This is a genomic window from Limnoraphis robusta BA-68 BA1, assembly GCF_034932365.1.
Classification (GTDB): domain Bacteria; phylum Cyanobacteriota; class Cyanobacteriia; order Cyanobacteriales; family Microcoleaceae; genus Capilliphycus; species Capilliphycus robustus.
The window spans coordinates 12,664-30,669 of the sequence record NZ_JAYGHR010000099.1 but is presented as its reverse complement, the minus strand read 5'-3'; the positions used below and the strand labels follow the sequence as shown (position 1 = coordinate 30,669).

The window sequence follows — 18,006 nt, the reverse complement described above, 5'->3', positions numbered from 1 at the left end:
TCAACTCAAAAACCTGGTAACTTTAGCGAAACCGGGTTTTTATTTAAAACATAACTTATTAAAACTTATTATTTTGAAGTTGAATTTTTTGCTTAAAATTTGATAAACTTAAAGTATAAATATATGTTGGTGCTAGATATGTCTACATCAATTCAATTTATACAAGGACTGAACGAAGATATTAGTGAAGTTAGCCTTCGCAAACCTCGTAACTCCGAGAAAAAAATCGTAGTGTTAACCTTTGAACGTTTACAAGCCGTCGAACAATTGCGGGCTTATCGCAAACAAATCTCGAACCTCTGGTTACGTGACGAAGAAGGGGAAATTAAAGTGACTCCAACGGGAGTAAAATTTTTCTATGTGGGAGATGATGAACTTTCTAAAGTCGAATGTACGTTTGAAGTGGAAGCAGAAGATATCTTTGAACGAGTCATGCGATTTTTAAACCGTTACGCTGAAGAAAACGGCTTTGAATATCAATCGAGTTCAGATTAAATGAGGTAAAACTGATGAGTGAGTTAATTACCGTTCAACAACTGTTGGCTGAATGGATTACTGCTGAAAATTTTCAACCCTACGGACAAGTGATTTCAGCATCAACAGAGGGCAAAACCTACGATGAAACCGATGCTCAACTGAATCTCAAAAACGGGATACCCAGATTTTACATCATGCGGCTAAACAAAAGAGGTCGCGAATTTAACAAAATTACCCGTCATATTAAATGTACTCAATGTTTAGGGTCATTAGAAGGAAAGGATTGGTTAATGGCGGTTGCACCCCCTTCAGACAGCAATGAACCTGATTTAGAACAATTAAAAGCATTCCGTATCCCAGGAAACTGTTTTATTAAGCTAGAAGTTGGAACTTGGCACGCTGGGCCGTATTTCGAGCAGGATAGAATAGATTTCTACAATTTAGAATTAAGTAATACAAATATTGTCGATCATTTCAGTTACGATTTTATCAAAAGTAAAAACTTGCAATTTGAAATAGTTATTTAAACCTATGCAAAAGAAAAAACAGCTTGAAATACGATGAAATTGGTGACTTTAGATACCATTATTAAATATTTATTATTGAAAGATAAATCAAACGTTATAGATTAGAATTTTCTCCGATTCAATCAATTAGGATAGAGAGAGAAGCTGTCAGATTCAAATAAGAGCTTAAAACTATGGGTTGGTTAAAGTCTCTCGCCTTAAGTATTGTGCCTGCTGTAATGGTTGCGTTACCGACAATCGCTGCGGAAACCGTCGTGTTTCCTGTAGGGAAAATGGATCTGGAGGTTTCCCTCGATACCTTAGAACATTATGCTGAAACGGGTTTACTTCCCGATAATCAACCTTTAGAAACCTATCTCAATTGGTTAACGCCCAGTGAACGACGACAAGTTCAAGAATTATTACGAACTCGTTACTCTTTTGATACTGAAGCGGCTTCCCGACTCTTAAAATCTTCGATGGTTGCTTCCTTTTTGGAGTACCTTGGAGGTTTAATTCAAACGGAATCTAGAGAAAATGGTTCAGAGGCGATTTATAATGCAATTATTGCAGCAACGGCTACCGATCCTGAAGGGTTTAATCTGATAGAGATTTTGCGGCAATTCCCCACCGAAAAAATTCACATCGATCTTGAAGAAGCCCTAGATACAATGGTACGAGTTGTCACCTTAATTCGACAAACGAATACCCTTATTACCTCTCTAGAAGAACTAGCATCAGCCGAAGTCACAGCTTCTAGTCCGGTTGATTTTAACCAAATGCCCGACTTACGCCAACGCGGAACTCTTGAAGTTTCCAAGCAAACTTTATCTTTATTTGATTGGCAGCGAAATCGTCAATTTGAGGCAGACTTTTACCTACCGAATGCGGTAAAAGAAAAGGCCGCAACCCAACAGTCAACTCCGGTTATTGTTATTTCTCATGGTTTAGCTTCTGATCGTTCTCGCTTTGAAGACTTAGCCCGACATTTAGCGTCTTACGGGTTTGCTGTAGCGGTTCCTCAACATCCCGGTAGTGATTATGAAACCTTACAAAAATTACTCGCTGGTGAAGCAACAGACATCTTTGAAGTGAATCAATTTATTGATCGCCCCCGAGATATTTCTTACTTACTCAATCACCTGGAACGGTTAAATAAAAAACAACTCAATAATCAATTAAACTTAGAAAAAGTCGGTGTTTGGGGTCATTCTTTTGGGGGATATACAGCCCTGGCGTTAGCAGGTGCAACGATTGATTTTGAAAAATTGCAAGCGAATTGCACGCCGGAAAATAAAATCGTTAATCCCTCAATGTTTTTGCAATGTCGCGCTTTAGAATTACCTCAAGCTGAGTATCAATTCCGCGATCCGCGTGTGAAAGCTGTGGTCGTACTCAACCCCGTTAATAGCGGTCTTTTAGGTGAATTAGGATTGAGTAAAATCTCGATTCCGGTAATGATGGGAGCGAGTAGTGCAGATTTGCTTGCACCTGCCGTTTTAGAACAAATTCAATCTTTTACTTGGTTGACCACTTCTAATCGTTATTTAGTCATCAAACGGGGTGATAGTCACTTTTTTGATGTGAATAAATCTAACATGAGTGAAATTCCGGGAATGGGCGGATTATTATCACCCGGAGTTGAAGTAACACGCAACTATATGAACGCTTTGAGTGTTGCCTTTTTTGGAGCCTATGTTACTGAAGATCTCCAATATAAACCCTATTTGCAAGCCGCCTATGGTCAGGAAATTGGAGAAGATCCCTATACGTTGAGTGTGTTAAAATCTCTGACTCCCACAGAGTTTTCTAAAGTGGTTAGCGGGAATATTCCTAGAAATTAGACGTTGAACTTTGCCGGGTAAAAATTAGCGATCGCATTGGGAGTTTATTCGGGTTGAGGATCGTTCTATCCGGTTGGTGTATTTTTCTGTAAAATTGAGTATAGCCACAGGAAAAGTCCCTAAAAAAACCCAATGCGATCGCTTTACAACTGTTTCATAAACTGCGTCCTTGTTTCATACCTGTTATTAAACCGCAGCCTGAAAACATCGGAGGAAATGAGAATAAAACTCATGTTTTAACGAATTCTTACTCTCTGAGCAACACGAGTTTGCTGTCTCAACCTATTATAGAGGTCAACTTGAGGATTAGAGTGTCGAACTGACACGACTAAAGCATACCTTTGCATTTCTATCTCATCCTTTTTTGCCCATTTTCTACTACAACTGATAACTACATACATAGACTCATAGTTATATTTCCAAGTTTTGCTTGATATTTCAATTGAACCCTTCTGAAGTGTTCCTTTCTTTCTTGTATTTACTCCTGGTTGAAGATCAACTTTAATACTGGAGCCATGTTTTTTCTTCAATTCCTCCATTGTAACTTCTATGATATTTTCAGCATTATCTTCCTTATTGACTTTCTGAAATGCCCCTCTCAAACTTTCAATATCTATATTTCGGAATAAATTAAATTCCATTGTTACTCCTAGATAAGAATCTCCTCTGGTGTGACGAGTTGGAGGATCAAAAGCTAAAGTTACAGATATTTTTTTACTTCCTTGTACTTCTAAAAATTCATTCGGAAGAGGAGGGATTTCATAGATTTCAAAATTCCCTACAGTGATGATGCGATTATCTTCTAATAAGATAACTTCATTTTCAGTTGAGTATGCAGCTTTTTCAAAATTTGGCTGTCCATATCCATATATTCTTAAACTTAACTTCTCGTCTGCCTGAAAATCTGGGGGAATTTCATCGGGTAGATTTGCTGAATCTGCTATTAATGCTCTGATTAAGTTAGGTGTTGCATTCGGGAATATATTAAATAGTTTTGCTGCTAAATTTGCTACACGAGGCGCAGCAAAGCTAGTTCCAGAAAATACTCTAAAAAGAGAGCCTTGATAGTTTTTAGCTAAGGTAAGTATGCAGACACCAATCTCATTTTTAATGACTCTAGTTCCATCTAAAATTAGATCGCCACCAAAGTCTACTAAATCGGGTTTAACCATGCCATCTACACCAAATCCTGTCCTTGTAAATGGAGAGGGATATCCTTCAATTTTAGCAATTGCATTCCTCTGAGCATCATCAGGGTATTGACAACTACCTGTACCCATTGATAGAGAACCTACTGTTAGGGCGATCGCAGCAGTAGCAGGTTCTAAAATACGCGATTCTTCAAAGGTTAAGTAGTGCGGATAATCTTGTCGCAAAAGTTCTTTAGAGTCAACTTGATCGTAAAATTTAAAGTTACCCGCAGAAATCACAAATAAAATATTTCTATTTTGCAATCGATATGCAATTTCATCAATTTTAGCGGCTAGACGAAATTGCTTCTCCCCCTCTCGATAGACTAATGTGCTGTCTCCTAAAGAAATATTAATAACTTTGCAGTTTGGGTAGTTTCGAGTGAAATAATCAATTGCGTTTTCTAATTGATTCTCTAGCAGTAAATCAGGATCATATTCATTGTTTTCATTAGTCACCCGAGCTGAAAATAGCCAGACTTCGGGTTGAAATGAGCGTTCTTCAAAAGACTGACGAACATCTCCATAGATAGCAACTCCGGAAACTCCTGTTCCATGACCACCATTGGTCTGATCCCCGTCATCTGGACCGCCAGTAATAAAAGTATAATTTGGGTCAGGAAAAACTTCTGCATCACCTAAAGCAGGAGCAATCAAAGGATGTCCTCTTTGAACACCTGAATCTATTACTAATACTCCAAAAGCTTCTATAGGAGGAGACATAACTTCTGGAAATTCTGATACTGGAACACTAAGTTGACTTGAACTCTCAAATGCAGGTCTTGGCCTCCTATCTATTTCCTTTACAGCATCATAATCCAGAAGAATTTCTAACACTTCCTGTCTAATTTTAATCCGAGCTATACAAAGGTATTCCCCAATATATCGATCAGTGACTCTCATTTCTGGATATTCTTGAAAGTCCCTTAAAAAATGATCTAAGTCTTGGATACATTGTTGCATTTACTCTCTATTTCCTGTGTGCCATAACTCTAGATCTAGTGGTACTAATTCACCCGGCTCTAATGGTTCTAGCTCTAGCAAACGCCCGATTCTATCTTCAGGCTGCAAAGGCACTAATTCTTCTATAGCATCTATGTATCCATACTGATGACTACTCTCACTTTCATCACTATATGATTCTAGTCTCTTCCTGAATTCAGTTAAATCATCATCCGATGGGAAAACAACGATAGCTTGATCTGACTTATTTCCTTTAGCTAAGATATTTAATCCCGATCTAATAACTTCATCATCTTGCAAACTATCTCCTTCTCTAAGCTTTAATTTAAAAATTAATTTTGGATTAATGCCAAACGGAGTATGCTGTCTAGGAGGTCTATCAAGTAAGGTGGATGCTTGATCCAAAAGAGCCTTACCATGACTACTGCGATTATCTCTTCTTCGTCTACCAAATCCACCTCCTGTACTTCTGCGTGGCATTTCTATGTTAGTTTTCGGTAACTGTAGATGCTCAAACTGACTGGTCATTTTCCTCCTCAATACAAAAGTCCGTAAATTTTATCGATTTTTCTATTATACGTTTCCTGTCTAAATGATGCTTAACTGCCGTTTCCAGATCCGGTGTAGTTAAATTACTGTCACCTCGTAAAACTACAGATTTTACTGCATCAGTGCAAATTCTTTCTATGTCTGATCCTGTTGCTCCTTTAAGACGAGAAGCAAATTTTTCTAAATTGACGCCTGGATGCTTTATGCTAGATAAATTTTTTCTCAATAATGAGCGTCTCAGGTTATAGTTGGGCTTATCGAAAAAAAGAACTTCGTCAAATCTTCTCCAAATTGCTTGGTCGAGAAGCGACTCATAATTTGTAGCAGCAATAAATAGGCTTTGATCATTGGACTGATCAATAAGTTGAAGAAGACTATTGACAAGACGCTGTATTTCACCGTGTTCATTAGGTGTATTTCTATCTTTAGCAATTGCATCAAATTCATCAAATAATACCAGCCATTCTCCTTTGTCAATATAATCAAATATTCTTTTGAGGTTGACTGCCGTTTCTCCCAGATAAGACGAGAATACAGCAGCAAGATTGACATATACCAGTGGATAATTAAGTACACTAGCTAAAACCTTTGCTGTTAACGTTTTTCCACAGCCAGGAGGCCCACAGAATAATAGCTTTGATTTGGGTTTCAAATTATGAGATTTGAGAATTTCTTTTTTTCTGTTTTCTAAAATTACTCGTTCCAGTATTTCTATCTGTTTAGGAGGTAAAATGACCTGATTCCAGCTTAATTCATACATCTGTACACTAATTAGAGGCAAGCCTGTATCCTTGTCTTTTGGAACTTCAGGATAAATTTGCCAAGGCACATTATTAGAAGCAAGCATTTTTGAGGAACTACCTTGAAGTATTCTTTCAAGATCGTGTGCTAGTAAAGTATGACTCTTGTCTCTTTCTTCTTGAATCAATTGCATAGCCGCAGCTTTAAATTCCTCTCGATCATCTTGAGAGAAGCTTTTAAATAGTTTTCTAAGGATGTCACCTCTTGCCATCAATATCAAGTTTATGCAATAAATAATTACAATTTAGGTATTTTTTTAGTCAAGTCAGTATAATCTTTACTCGATTTAACTATACTACATTTTCAGATTATACACTATTTTGAAAAAAAAATCAACTTCGGATTGAGGTTAGATGATGTATCAAGACTTGAGAACGCTAAGTTATTCATTAATTTAGCTTTCAACGAGGAACTGCGATCGCGCTATACTAATAGATAAATATGGAGGCTTTAAAATGTTATTGGAATTAAAACGGATTGATGTTCCCCCTGGTCATAAAGTCTTGTTAACAGATGTTAGTTGGCTAGAGTTTGAAACAATTTTAGAGGAGTTGGGAGAACATCGGGCTGCTAGAATTGCTTATGTTCACGGAACTTTAGAAATTATGACCCCCTTACCCGAACACGAAGTTGACAAAGTTTTTATCGGTGACTTTATCAAAGCTTTACTCGAAGAAATGGATATAGAGTTTTATCCGCTCGGTTCAACGACGTTTAAAAATGAGTTGATGAAGCAAGGGATAGAACCGGATGATTGTTTTTATATTGAGAATGAAGCCGCAGTCAGAGGTAAAGATAGATTAGATTTAACGATTGATCCCCCGCCCGATTTGGCTTTGGAAATAGATGTCACTTCTCGCACCCATCCCAATATTTATGCGGCGTTAGGCGTTCCTGAACTGTGGCGGTTTGAAAAGGGTAAGCTGCAAATTAATTTGTTGCAATCGGGACAATATGTGGAGTCGGAATTTAGCCCCCATTTTCCCAATTTCCCCCTCAAAGAAATTATTCCCGAATATTTGAAGCGGGTGAAAACCGAAGGCCGAAATAAGACGATGAAAGCCTTTAGAACTTGGGTAAAAGAACAAATTTCAAATGCTGACGTTAATCAGTCTTTATCAATACAACCTCGAAGGAAAATAAATTGGAACTGGTTTGATCTCGCGATCTGCGGACAAGACGGACAGTTAAAGCTGATTGTTGAAGTAAAAATTAACCCGGAAGCCAGTTTAAGTTTAAATTGGGCGGCTCAAATCTACCATTATATGTATGCTTCTGGTATGGCCAAAACCCCTTTTTTTCTGCTGGCTCACCCTCAAGTTTTTTACCTGTGGAAAACCTCGGAAAACACCTCAGAACATCTGATAGAACCCACCTACCAAATCGATCCTAAACCCCTTTTGAAACCCTATTTTGAGAAATCGGGTGTCTCTCCTGGAAAAATTAGCGAGTCAAGCTTTGTAATGATTGTGTGTTCCTGGTTCAATGAGGTATTGTTGGGAATAAAAAGAGAAAATGAAGTTGATTTTAAAAATCAAGATTGGCTGTTTGAGTCCGGGTTGGTTGATGCAATTAGAGGCGGACAGGTTATAAACGATGAACGTCTATGTTGAGACAAACTTTGTTCTAGAATTAGCTTTCATGCAAGAACAGCACGAAAGCTGTTTGCAAATTATTGAACTTTGTAGAGCCAATAAAATTCATTTAGTGATTCCAGCCTACAGTCTGGTAGAACCCTATGAAAAAATGATTCGCTATGAAAAAAATAGAAGAAGACTGTCTGGGGAATTGAAGATTGAGTTAGAACAACTCGGTCGTTCTCAAAGCTATTCTGAACAGGTCAATTTATTTCGGGATTTAACCAGTTTTTTGGTTCGGACTCAGGAAGATCAAAAGCAGAGATTACAGGATACAATTACTGAGTTGGTTCAGCTTGCAGAGATCATTCCTTTAAATGAAGAAATTATTTTAGCAGCAATTTCTTTTCAAACTGAACTTGACCTGACTCCACAAGATTCTATCGTTTATGCTTCTGTTATTAGCCATCTCAGCAATATAACGGGCCGCAATAACTGTTTTTTGAATCGCAACTCAAAAGATTTTGGCACTCCCGATATTATTAATAGTTTGGCATCCTACAACTGTCGAATTTTATTTAGCTTCGAGAACGGACTGGGTTACATTCGTAGTCAAATTTAATCAATTGGTGTATGATCGATCATGCGATCGCCAAATTTCTCGCTTCAAATCAGCGATAATAGAAACAGGCAAAAATCGAGTATCCTAAGAGAACTGCAAACTCATCCCCACCCATTATGAGACTTGAGGAAGCTGTAGAATTTGCTGAAAACCCTGAACCCCGGTGTCCTTGCGTGCTGTTGTTGGACACCTCCGCCTCGATGCAAGGTGTACCCATTGATGCTCTCAATGACGGCTTGAACACGTTTAGACAGGATTTAGTTCGCGATGAACTGGCAAAAAAACGAGTCGAAGTTGCCATCATCTCCTTTGATAATCAGGTGAAAATTATACAAGATTTTGTGACGGCTGATCAGTTTGAACCCCCGATGTTAACAGCACAGGGACAAACGTTTATGGGAACGGCGATTAACCAAGCCCTTGATTTAGTTGCCGCCCGTAAAGCCGAATATCGTAATAATGGTATTGCCTATTATCGCCCCTGGGTTTTTCTCATTACTGATGGTGAACCGCAGGGCGAGTCGGAACGAATGGCGAACCAAGCGGCTGAACGAATTAAGCAAGAAGAAGCGAATAAACAGGTTGCTTTTTTTGCGGTTGGAGTCGAAGGGGCGAATATGGAACGCCTGAGTTTAATCGTCGAACGCGCTCCTTTAAAATTAAAAGGATTAGACTTTCGAGAAATGTTTATTTGGCTGTCTGCGAGTATGCAGATGGTATCTCATTCTAAAGTTGATGAACAAGTTGCTTTACCGCCACCGGGATGGGGAGCCGTCTAATCAAATCTGCCCATTTCTAATCATTATTCGCTGATTTTTGAGCCTTTTCTTTACGGGATATCCCATGTCTAACTGTGACTCCAACTGGCAAATTGTATCCGCATCAGTACGGGGAAGAAGCCACGAAAAAAGTGATCTTCCCTGTCAAGATGCTTATTGCTACCAAAGATTATCAGATGATATTTTAATTGTGGCGGTGGCTGATGGAGCGGGTTCAGCAAGATTATCAGAAATTGGCTCAAGAGTAGCAGTACAAACGGCTGTGAATACTTTGGCTCAAACGATTATTCATCCGTCTTCAGAACTTGAAGAAATCGACTGGAAAGAACGGTTAACAGATACATTGAGTGCTGCAAAAATGGCAATCGAAGTCGAAGCTGCCGTTCAAGAAGTCGAAATTCGAGAGTTAGCAACAACGCTGATTTTAACCCTCGCAACATCAGATTTTGTAGCCGTTGCTCAAGTGGGAGATGGGGCGGCTGTTGTCGAAGATAAACAGGGAAAAATCGAGGCGATAACGCAACCCGAACAGGGTGAATATTTGAATGAAACGAAATTTTTGATTGGGCTTGATGCGGTGGAAACAGCACAGATTAACGTTTGGCAAGGTGAGCCTGCTCATTTAGCGGTATTCTCAGACGGCTTACAAATGTTAGCATTAAAAATGCCCGAAGGAACACCTCATAAGCCTTTCTTTTCGCCGCTTTTTCAGTTTATCTCAACAGTGACAGATCAAACCGAGGCTCAAGAACAGTTAGAATCTTTTTTGCGATCGCCTCGGGTCACTCAACGAACCGATGATGATCTAACGCTAATTCTAGCATCATTATAGCACATTAATTGATTCAAAATAAAATCTGCGATAAAAATCCGGTTATTACAGCCAAATGAATGAGTAATTAGTTGTATGACCCTCAAATTGGGTTAAGCCTTTTCTGTGTCTCTCTCAACTGATATGAATCAACGTTTTCTACTCAAAACCATACTAATTTCCAGCCTAGTTCTTCTAGGCACTCCTGCTTTATTATACCTCGCATTGATGCTGAGACGACCTTTACCAACAGCTAAACAACAACAACTGTTTCAAGGCATTACTTACCAACGCATTCGCCGTTCACAACCCAATTCTTTAATGATTCATATTGTTAAAGTTGACTTAAAAACACCGGGAATTGAACTGTTAGTGACACCTGGAGAACCCGGAGAAGATGATCGGGATATTGCCGCTCAAACCACATCAGAATTTTTACAAAAACATGACTTACAACTGGCAATTAATGGCAGTTTCTTTCATCCATTTTATGTAAAAAGTCCGATAGATTATTTTCCCTATTCAGGAGATCGGGTTAATATCTTAGGACAAGCAATTTCTCAGGGTAAAATATATTCAAGCGTCAATAAAGACTGGCCAGTGCTGTGTATTTCTCCTGAAAAAAAGGCAGAAATATTAACCGATACTTGTCCAGAAAATACCGTTCAAGGAATAGCAGGAAATCTCGTTTTAATTGAGAAAGGTAAACCTGTTCAATCCCAAAAATTCTCAGATTTCAATAAAAAATTTCCTCGAACTGCTGTGGCAATTGATCAGTCTGGGGAAACCTTATGGTTAATATTAATCGATGGTCGTCAAGGGTTGTATAGTGAAGGCGCAACATTAGCCACTTTAACGAATATTATCCTAGAAATAGAAGGCGTTGAAACGGCGTTAAATTTGGATGGAGGCGGTTCCACAACGTTAGTGATTTCCGAGGGAATTAACACTAAAGTTTTAAATGCACCCTTTCATAGTCGAATCCCCATGCGTCAGCGTCCCATCGCCAATCATTTAGGAATTTACGCCTTACCTGTTGAATAAAAAGCCGATCATTTTGCTCACTTTTAAAGTAAAAATTATTAGGAAGTCAAGCATAATTCACTCTAATTTGATGACTTTAACTTTAACCCTAATTGGTAAATAAACTCTTGAGAATATCGAGCAAATTCCCAATTTTCAGCCTCCAAAACTTGAGACGGATGTAAACCTTTGGCATTTTGAAAATTAACCCCTTGCAAATTGGCGCCTTGAAAGTTCGCACCTTGTAAGTTAGCATCTTTAAGATTAGCCCCTCTGAGGTTTGCATTTTGAAAATTTGCATCTTTAAGATAAGCCCCTTCGAGAATTGTACCTTTGAGATTCGCTTCTTGAAAGTCAGCCCCTTGCAAATTTCCGAGAATATAAGCCCCTTGTAATTCCGCTTTTTGCAAGTTAGCTTCTAACAGGTTAACCCCTTGTAAATCTGCATAGCTGAGATTGGCTGAACTCAAGTTAATTTTTTGCATTTGAGCCAGCAGAAAAGACGTTTCTTGAAGATTCGCTTTCCATAAATTCGCGCCCTGAAGCTGAGTCAATTCAAATGTACTTCCTTGTAGATTGGCTTCTTGAAGTTTAGCCCCTTGCAAGTTAACTTCTTTGAAATCACCATCAACGACATGAATTTGTTCTAGATTCGCTTTTGGTAATAATAAACCCTTTAAACTAATCCCATCTTTGGCTAATTCTTCTAACGCTTTAATCCGAGCGTGGCTGAATTCTAGTCCTTGGGCAGAATCAATCACTTGCCAAGCTTCGTAATGAGATTGTTTCTTTCCTCGTCGGAGATAAACCACTAAAGCAGTAACAATACTAATACTTTCAAACGTTCCTAAAATTCGAGATTCTTCTATAGATTGAATAAAAAATTTCCCCCAGGTTTTTTGCTGTTCTAGTGTATTCTCCAGATATAAAATAGAAAGAATGACCAAAATGACAGCAGCCAGAATAATCAAAATTTCAAAAACATCTCGTAACAATCTAGCTAGCCAGCGATTCAGTCGAGATAATTGTTGTTTATTACCTAGCCGAGTATATTTTTTGTTTAGAGATTCCATTGTAAAAATTTTGTAAAAAATCAGTTCTTCACTCTAATCTCTAGAAAAATAACAGAACAATCATCCCCGTAAAAGAGGAAAATTTGGTGAAAATAAAAATACTTTAAACCCCTCACAAGAACTTAACAACCATAGTAAATTCTAGCCTGACCTAAGCCAAAGTCACGTAAATAATGTTGCCAGCGCTTGGCAATATCAGGATTAGAAAAAGGCCCGACCGCAACTTTCGGATCACTTGCACTATAGCGTTGATAAACACCCGTTTCAGGTACCCCCAATAAAACCACTTGTTCAGCAATTCTAGGTAACTCTTCTGACGCACCCGGAATGACAACAAAATAAGCAGCTTGGGCTTTACCTCCATGTACTCCATAAGCCCGTTGTGCTTCTTCTAAAGCCGCTTCTGTTTCAGGATTCCATCGACCATTAACAGGCCCCGGATCAAGACCCAATGCTTGCAGTCGCCTTTGCAACTCTAACAGCAGTAATTTACTGTAATGTAAACGTCCAAATAACTTATCTTCCGGCATAGATTAATTGTTCACAGCTAAGACCTTCTCTCTATCTATCTTGCATCACTCTACTGACTTACTCCGCCATGAACCGTACACTTAACTCCTAACGACAGGCAGAAAACTCCCAGTTACCTTGTTATCCTAGTGAGAGAAACTGCTCAATTGCTTATCCGTTCCTCATCCACAAATTATGACTGAACAACCGACCCGCATTTGTATTTTGGGTGGAGGCTTTGGTGGACTCTATACCGCTCTACGCTTAAATGAGTTACCCTGGCGGAAGTCCGAACAACCGGAAATCACACTCGTTGACAGCCGCGATCGCTTTTTATTTTCGCCGTTTTTGTACGAACTTTTAACCGGAGAACTGCAAACCTGGGAAATCGCTCCTCCCTTTGAACAACTGTTGCAAAATACAAATATACGCTTCTGTCAGCAAGTTGTCACCGCTATCGACATTGAAGCCAAGGAAGTTCAGCTTTCTGAAGGTGAGGCTCTGACTTTTGATTATTTAGTTTTGGCGATGGGAGGTGAAACACCCCTCGATATTGTACCGGGCGCTGCGGAATATGCCATTCCCTTCCGAAGCATTGAAGACGCCTATCGCCTCGAGGAACGGCTGCGGCTTCTAGAAGCCTCTGATCAAGACAAAATTCGTATCGCCATTGTTGGCGGGGGTTACAGTGGCGTGGAGTTGGCTTGTAAGCTGGCTGACCGACTCCAAGAACGGGGACGCCTACGATTGATTGAACGAGATGATAGGATTTTGCGGAGTTCTCCCAATTTTAACCGCGAAGCCGCCCAACGCGCCCTCCAACAACGCGGAGTTTGGGTTGATTTGGAAACAACGGTTCAATCGATTGAAGCCTCGACGATGGCTTTGGAGTATCGACAACAGGTTGATCCAATTCCCGTTGACCTAGTGTTGTGGACAGTCGGAACGAGAATTTCGCCGATTGTGCAGTCTCTACCGTTAAAACACAATCAACGAGGTCAGGTGATGACGACAACGACATTACAGGCTGTTGACCATTCTGAGATTTTTGCCTTGGGGGATTTGGCTGATTGTAAGGATGTTGACGGTCAGCAGGTTCCTTCCACCGCTCAAGCCGCCTTTCAACAAGCCGATTATGCCGCCTGGAATATTTGGGCCTCTATGACCGGACGGCCTTTATTACCCTTCCGCTATCAGGGTTTGGGCGAAATGATGACTTTGGGAACCGATGACGCCACCCTCACAGGTTTGGGGATTAAGTTAGAAGGGCAAATGGCACATTTGGCTCGTCGTTTGATTTATCTTTATCGTTTTCCCACACTCGATCATCAAGTGAGGGTGGCTTTCAATTGGATAACTCGACCGCTTCAGGATATGATATCGCCTCCCGTGCGATAGGGATTTGGGTGATTGGTGCAACATCTTAGATAGAACAGAGAGGATTTGCTTTTTCCTCTCTACTTTTTTTCCCTCTCAAAGCAATCCTGCTCTCGATTCACAAAATTTGCAAAATCCCAGAAGTCAATAGGAAATAAATCTCAAAATCCTTCAACCTGTAGCCTCTCTCTGCTAATGTTTGAGCTGAACCTTGCTTGAAAATCCATAATGAAAAAACAAACGATCTGGCTGATCACCAAAATTTTTATAGCGATCGCTATCGTCATTTTTAATGTGGCGCTATTCCCTCAAACTGTTTTTGCTCAAGAAAAAACCATTTGTAATCAACCCATTGAAACCGGGAGTTGTCGAGCCAGTTTTAACCGCTATGCGTTTAATGGGAGCGAATGCGTTCAGTTTAGCTTTGGCGGTTGTGAAGGAAACGAAAATAACTTTATTACCCTCGGTGACTGTCAACAAACCTGTTTGGGTGAAGCATCAGCCGTCAAGCCGGAAGTGAGTACAGCCGAAGAAATTTGCGCTCAACGGATAGAGAGTGGCTCCTGCCAAGCAGATTTCAACCGATACGCTTTTAACGGTAGCGAGTGTGTCACCTTTTCCTTTGGCGGTTGTGAAGGGAACGAAAATAACTTTATTACTTTAGAAGATTGTCAAGAAACCTGCGTTGTACCCCCTCAAAAATAATCCCTTTTTCAGAGTCTTTCACTCTCTATAACCGCAACGTGCGGATCGGGTATTCCATCAAAAACTCGATCCGTTTTGAGTAGAAATTGTACCTAAGATATCACTTTCTTTTTGGGCTTCAGAATATTGTTGCTATTATAATCATACCGCACTAACGGTCAATTTTTCCTTTCTCACTCAAAAAATCCAGACAACTCACTTCCAACTTTCTAATGGTATCATCAACAGACTCGCATTCATACATTCTGCCAGGATCTCATCAAAATGAGTAAAATTAACGGTACCATCATGCAGTATTTCCACTGGTATATCGATCCGAGTTTAAGCCTGTGGAATGAAATCAAAAACCGAGCAAAAGAACTCGCCGATGCTGGAATTACGGCTCTTTGGCTACCTCCCGCCTACAAAGGTTGTAACCTGACTGAACCCGAACGGGCTTGGAATGACGTCGGTTATAGTACATACGATTTATTTGATTTGGGTGAATTTGATCAAAAAGGAGCCATTCGCACCCGATATGGTACTCGTGAACAATATCTAGCCGCGATTCAAGCCGCTCATCATGCGGGAATTCAAATTTACGCTGATGTGGTTTTTAAGCATAAAAATGCAGCCGATGATCCCGAATTTGTCGAAGCTATTCCTGTGGCTTGGAATAACCGAAATGTTGATATGGGTCACACCCGAACCATTCAAATTTACAGCCATTTTAAATTTCCCGGTCGCCAAGACAAATATTCTAGCTTAAAATGGCGCTGGTGGCATTTTGATGCGGTTAATCATAATGCGTCTAACTGGAATGATCAAACGATTTATCGCCTTAAAGATAAAACCTTTGAAACCCAGGTTGATCCACGTCATGGAAATTATGATTTTTTGATGGCTTGTGATCTCGATACCTCCAACGAAGAAGTGCGTCAAGAACTGTACCATTGGGGAAAATGGATATTAGAAACAACTGGCGTTGATGGCTTTCGGTTAGATGCGATTAAACACATTAGTTCTAGCTTTTTTGTAGATTGGTTAAATTTTCTACGTCAATACACAGGTCGAGAATTATTTACAGTCGGGGAATACTGGGAAAACAATGTAGAAGCCCTACATGAATATATTAGTAAAACCCAGGGAAAAATGTCATTATTTGATGTTCCTTTACACTACAATTTTCATCGGGCTAGCCAAAGCGGAGGTTACTATGATATGCGAACCATTTTAAATGGAACACTGATGCAACAACAACCCGCTCTAGCCGTTACATTTGTAGAAAATCATGCTTCTCAACCTTTACAAGCATTACAATCTGTTGTCGAACCCTGGTTTAAACCCTTAGCTTATGCCATTATTCTACTGCGACAAGAAGGTTGTCCTTGTATTTTTTATGCGGATTATTATGGCGCTCATTATTTCGATAAGGGCTATGAAATTTGGATGAATACTCACCGTTGGATTATTGATAAATTGTTATACGCTCGTCAACATTTTGCCTATGGAGAGCAAGAAGATTATTTTAATCATCCCGATTTCATTGGTTGGACAAGACTCGGTGATCAAACTCATCCACAAGCGATGGCTGTCATTCTCAGTAACGCTTCTCAGGGTCAACAATGGATGAAAGTCGGTAAACCCAATACTCAATTTTATGATGTAACGGAACACATCAAAGAACCCGTTTATACAAATGAATACGGTTGGGGAGAATTTCGCTGTAATGGCGGTTCAGTTTCGGTGTGGGTTCAAGCTTCATTCTGACAACTTCTTCAAATCAATACAATGTCTAATACTCTCAGTTAAGGGTGTTGTAAACTGGCGAATTGATTCGATTTCACCGCCTAAATTCTTGACCACCAATTGTAACGCTTTTTCTTCTTCAACCGTCCAATGTCCTCGGTACAAAACAACTCGACCGCCTTGAGTACAAAAAGGTAAAGCATATTCTGCACAAACTGAAGCCGTTGCTACTGCACGAACTAAAGCTAAATGATACTTTCTTTTGAACTTTAATTGTTGATTAACCTGTTCAGCACGACCGACGAATCCTCTGGCATTTTTGATCTCTAAAGTCTCAATTAATGATTCTAAAAACGTAATTTTTTTGCGGGTACTATCTAACAACATGACCGAACTTTCGGCAACCGCAATCGCCACAGGTAAACCCGGAAAACCTGCACCTGTTCCAATATCAATAACCTCAACAGTCGAGGCTGAAAAATCCCATTCTCCCCTAAAAAACGGTGCAATTCCCGCTAGAGAATCCCATAAGTGTTTTTCCCAAAAAGCATCAGATTCAGTAATCCGAGTTAAATTCAAAGATTGATTTCCCGCCAATATTCCCTCATAAAGACGTTGAAATAGCTGTTGCTGGACTGCCGTCGGTTGCCAATTTAACGTTTCTTGCCAAACGGATGTCATCTCTAAAATCATCGGCCTTTCAGTCTCGTTCATCGTCCTTTCAACTACAAAAATTCTCTCAACAAACATTCGCCTAAATTCATTCAACAAGTAGCCGGATCAATCACTTGTAAATCTCCATGATTCAACGTCCAACAGCGATCCGCCACTCCCATTAAATCCGCCGCATCGTGCGTAACAACCAACAACGTCCAATGGTTTTTTAACTTCCCTAACAAACTCACCAACTGTTGGCGCATTGACCAATCTAATCCGGCTGTCGGTTCATCCAACATCAACAAATGCGGTTGACGAATCAATTGTACCGCCAAAGCCAAGCGTCGTTGCTGTCCTCCACTCAACGAATGGGGCGGATTTTGTAGAGACAAATGACCCAAACCCACCTCGTTCAAAGCATTATTAACCTGTTCTAATCCTAACTCGGGGTGTCCCAGGCGCAACTCCTCCAAAACGGTTCCCCCGCAAAAATGTCTTTCCGGAAACTGAAACACCAAACCTGCTAACTGTTGTAAGTGTTCAGCAGTTAACTCCTGATCTCGCCAGCAAATTTCTCCCCTTGTTTTTTCAGCTAAACCCGCTAAAATTTCAAGAAGTGTACTTTTACCGGAACCACTACGACCGACAATTAACCCCATTTGTTGGGGCGCAAGTTCCAAACATACATCTTTGAGAATCGGCACCGAACTAGCAGGAGGATGATAAAGTATATTTTTGAGATAAAGCATCAGGGAAAAAAGCTAAACTTTCAAAGTTCGTAAACCGTTATACACAGCTACTCAAAATCATAACA

At 39.8% G+C, this 18,006-nt stretch carries 18 protein-coding genes; 11 read left to right on the top strand and 7 right to left on the bottom strand.

From position 1 onward, the window contains the following. Positions 1-138: 138 nt before the first annotated feature. The 3 genes from psb28 to VB836_RS28175 all read left to right on the top strand — a co-directional run bounded on the left by psb28 (position 139) and on the right by VB836_RS28175 (position 2,827). Complete coding sequence (gene psb28 / locus VB836_RS28185; RefSeq protein ID WP_323224578.1) at positions 139-495, top strand: photosystem II reaction center protein Psb28; 357 nt, start codon at positions 139-141, stop codon at positions 493-495. A 14-nt stretch (positions 496-509) separates the two neighbouring features. Then, positions 510-1,004 carry an ureidoglycolate lyase gene (locus tag VB836_RS28180; RefSeq protein ID WP_323224576.1) on the top strand — a complete coding sequence of 165 codons (495 nt, stop codon included), beginning with the start codon at positions 510-512 and terminating at the stop codon, positions 1,002-1,004. A 173-nt stretch (positions 1,005-1,177) separates the two neighbouring features. After that, positions 1,178-2,827: an alpha/beta hydrolase gene (locus VB836_RS28175; protein WP_323224574.1), complete on the top strand. Its 1,650-nt coding sequence runs from the start codon at positions 1,178-1,180 to the stop codon at positions 2,825-2,827. Positions 2,828-3,063: 236 nt separating this feature from the next. Here the strand turns inward: VB836_RS28175 and VB836_RS28170 are convergent, their stop codons facing one another. Genes VB836_RS28170 through VB836_RS28160 form a run of 3 tightly spaced genes read right to left on the bottom strand, consistent with a single transcriptional unit; the run spans position 3,064 to position 6,541 of the window. Continuing rightward, complete coding sequence (locus VB836_RS28170; protein WP_323224572.1) at positions 3,064-4,980, bottom strand: S8 family peptidase; 1,917 nt, start codon at positions 4,978-4,980, stop codon at positions 3,064-3,066. Continuing rightward, positions 4,981-5,508 carry a hypothetical protein gene (locus tag VB836_RS28165; protein ID WP_323224570.1) on the bottom strand — a complete coding sequence of 176 codons (528 nt, stop codon included), beginning with the start codon at positions 5,506-5,508 and terminating at the stop codon, positions 4,981-4,983. It abuts the gene before it with no gap. Beyond that, positions 5,492-6,541 (bottom strand): AAA family ATPase, encoded by a 1,050-nt coding sequence (locus VB836_RS28160; RefSeq protein ID WP_323224567.1) that lies wholly within the window; start codon positions 6,539-6,541, stop codon positions 5,492-5,494. Before VB836_RS28160 ends, VB836_RS28165 begins: the two co-directional genes overlap by 17 nt. A gap of 244 nt (positions 6,542-6,785) precedes the next feature. Here VB836_RS28160 and VB836_RS28155 point away from each other — a divergent pair, with 244 nt between their 5' ends. The 5 genes from VB836_RS28155 (at position 6,786) to VB836_RS28135 (ending at position 11,163) form a co-directional block, all read left to right on the top strand. Beyond that, a complete protein-coding gene (locus VB836_RS28155) occupies positions 6,786-7,943 on the top strand; it encodes a Uma2 family endonuclease (RefSeq protein ID WP_323224566.1) in 1,158 nt (385 codons plus the stop codon). Further along, positions 7,927-8,529, top strand: coding sequence for a PIN domain-containing protein (locus VB836_RS28150; RefSeq protein WP_323224564.1), 603 nt, complete (start codon positions 7,927-7,929; stop codon positions 8,527-8,529). Before VB836_RS28155 ends, VB836_RS28150 begins: the two co-directional genes overlap by 17 nt. A gap of 116 nt (positions 8,530-8,645) precedes the next feature. Then, complete coding sequence (locus tag VB836_RS28145) at positions 8,646-9,308, top strand: vWA domain-containing protein (protein ID WP_046281268.1); 663 nt, start codon at positions 8,646-8,648, stop codon at positions 9,306-9,308. Positions 9,309-9,372: 64 nt separating this feature from the next. Beyond that, positions 9,373-10,140 (top strand): PP2C family serine/threonine-protein phosphatase, encoded by a 768-nt coding sequence (locus VB836_RS28140; protein WP_323224561.1) that lies wholly within the window; start codon positions 9,373-9,375, stop codon positions 10,138-10,140. Between the two features lie 123 nt (positions 10,141-10,263). After that, entirely contained in the window at positions 10,264-11,163 is a 900-nt protein-coding gene (locus tag VB836_RS28135) for a phosphodiester glycosidase family protein (protein ID WP_323224558.1), read from the top strand. 62 nt (positions 11,164-11,225) lie between these two features. On the opposite strand, the gene VB836_RS28130 is transcribed toward VB836_RS28135, so the two are convergent. Next, on the bottom strand, positions 11,226-12,215 hold the full coding sequence (locus tag VB836_RS28130) for a pentapeptide repeat-containing protein (RefSeq protein ID WP_046281271.1): 990 nt from the start codon (positions 12,213-12,215) through the stop codon (positions 11,226-11,228). A gap of 122 nt (positions 12,216-12,337) precedes the next feature. Continuing rightward, positions 12,338-12,745: a peptidoglycan-binding domain-containing protein gene (locus VB836_RS28125; RefSeq protein ID WP_046281272.1), complete on the bottom strand. Its 408-nt coding sequence runs from the start codon at positions 12,743-12,745 to the stop codon at positions 12,338-12,340. A gap of 175 nt (positions 12,746-12,920) precedes the next feature. Between VB836_RS28125 and VB836_RS28120 the strand changes: the two genes are divergently transcribed. The 3 genes from VB836_RS28120 (at position 12,921) to VB836_RS28110 (ending at position 16,556) form a co-directional block, all read left to right on the top strand. Beyond that, a complete protein-coding gene (locus tag VB836_RS28120) occupies positions 12,921-14,123 on the top strand; it encodes an NAD(P)/FAD-dependent oxidoreductase (protein WP_046281273.1) in 1,203 nt (400 codons plus the stop codon). A gap of 207 nt (positions 14,124-14,330) precedes the next feature. Further along, a complete protein-coding gene (locus VB836_RS28115; RefSeq protein ID WP_323224556.1) occupies positions 14,331-14,807 on the top strand; it encodes a BPTI/Kunitz-type proteinase inhibitor domain-containing protein in 477 nt (158 codons plus the stop codon). A gap of 264 nt (positions 14,808-15,071) precedes the next feature. Continuing rightward, positions 15,072-16,556: an alpha-amylase gene (locus VB836_RS28110; protein ID WP_323224554.1), complete on the top strand. Its 1,485-nt coding sequence runs from the start codon at positions 15,072-15,074 to the stop codon at positions 16,554-16,556. Here VB836_RS28110 and rsmG read toward each other — a convergent pair. Next, the gene (gene rsmG, locus VB836_RS28105) at positions 16,548-17,249 is read right to left on the bottom strand and encodes a 16S rRNA (guanine(527)-N(7))-methyltransferase RsmG (RefSeq protein WP_323224553.1); all 702 of its coding nucleotides are present in this window, start codon (positions 17,247-17,249) and stop codon (positions 16,548-16,550) included. The genes VB836_RS28110 and rsmG overlap by 9 nt on opposite strands. Positions 17,250-17,299: 50 nt before the next feature. Continuing rightward, positions 17,300-17,941 (bottom strand): ABC transporter ATP-binding protein, encoded by a 642-nt coding sequence (locus VB836_RS28100; protein ID WP_046281277.1) that lies wholly within the window; start codon positions 17,939-17,941, stop codon positions 17,300-17,302. Positions 17,942-18,006: the final 65 nt, after the last annotated feature.

What these genes read in the sequence shown, in the direction of transcription:
- psb28 (WP_323224578.1), top strand. Translation starts at nt 139, where the DNA reads ATGTCTACATCAATTCAATTTATACAAGGACTGAACGAAGATATTAGT.
- VB836_RS28180 (WP_323224576.1), top strand. Translation starts at nt 510, where the DNA reads ATGAGTGAGTTAATTACCGTTCAACAACTGTTGGCTGAATGGATTACT.
- VB836_RS28175 (WP_323224574.1), top strand. Translation starts at nt 1,178, where the DNA reads ATGGGTTGGTTAAAGTCTCTCGCCTTAAGTATTGTGCCTGCTGTAATG.
- VB836_RS28170 (WP_323224572.1), bottom strand. Translation starts at nt 4,980, where the DNA reads ATGCAACAATGTATCCAAGACTTAGATCATTTTTTAAGGGACTTTCAA.
- VB836_RS28165 (WP_323224570.1), bottom strand. Translation starts at nt 5,508, where the DNA reads ATGACCAGTCAGTTTGAGCATCTACAGTTACCGAAAACTAACATAGAA.
- VB836_RS28160 (WP_323224567.1), bottom strand. Translation starts at nt 6,541, where the DNA reads ATGGCAAGAGGTGACATCCTTAGAAAACTATTTAAAAGCTTCTCTCAA.
- VB836_RS28155 (WP_323224566.1), top strand. Translation starts at nt 6,786, where the DNA reads ATGTTATTGGAATTAAAACGGATTGATGTTCCCCCTGGTCATAAAGTC.
- VB836_RS28150 (WP_323224564.1), top strand. Translation starts at nt 7,927, where the DNA reads ATGAACGTCTATGTTGAGACAAACTTTGTTCTAGAATTAGCTTTCATG.
- VB836_RS28145 (WP_046281268.1), top strand. Translation starts at nt 8,646, where the DNA reads ATGAGACTTGAGGAAGCTGTAGAATTTGCTGAAAACCCTGAACCCCGG.
- VB836_RS28140 (WP_323224561.1), top strand. Translation starts at nt 9,373, where the DNA reads ATGTCTAACTGTGACTCCAACTGGCAAATTGTATCCGCATCAGTACGG.
- VB836_RS28135 (WP_323224558.1), top strand. Translation starts at nt 10,264, where the DNA reads ATGAATCAACGTTTTCTACTCAAAACCATACTAATTTCCAGCCTAGTT.
- VB836_RS28130 (WP_046281271.1), bottom strand. Translation starts at nt 12,215, where the DNA reads ATGGAATCTCTAAACAAAAAATATACTCGGCTAGGTAATAAACAACAA.
- VB836_RS28125 (WP_046281272.1), bottom strand. Translation starts at nt 12,745, where the DNA reads ATGCCGGAAGATAAGTTATTTGGACGTTTACATTACAGTAAATTACTG.
- VB836_RS28120 (WP_046281273.1), top strand. Translation starts at nt 12,921, where the DNA reads ATGACTGAACAACCGACCCGCATTTGTATTTTGGGTGGAGGCTTTGGT.
- VB836_RS28115 (WP_323224556.1), top strand. Translation starts at nt 14,331, where the DNA reads ATGAAAAAACAAACGATCTGGCTGATCACCAAAATTTTTATAGCGATC.
- VB836_RS28110 (WP_323224554.1), top strand. Translation starts at nt 15,072, where the DNA reads ATGAGTAAAATTAACGGTACCATCATGCAGTATTTCCACTGGTATATC.
- rsmG (WP_323224553.1), bottom strand. Translation starts at nt 17,249, where the DNA reads ATGAACGAGACTGAAAGGCCGATGATTTTAGAGATGACATCCGTTTGG.
- VB836_RS28100 (WP_046281277.1), bottom strand. Translation starts at nt 17,941, where the DNA reads ATGCTTTATCTCAAAAATATACTTTATCATCCTCCTGCTAGTTCGGTG.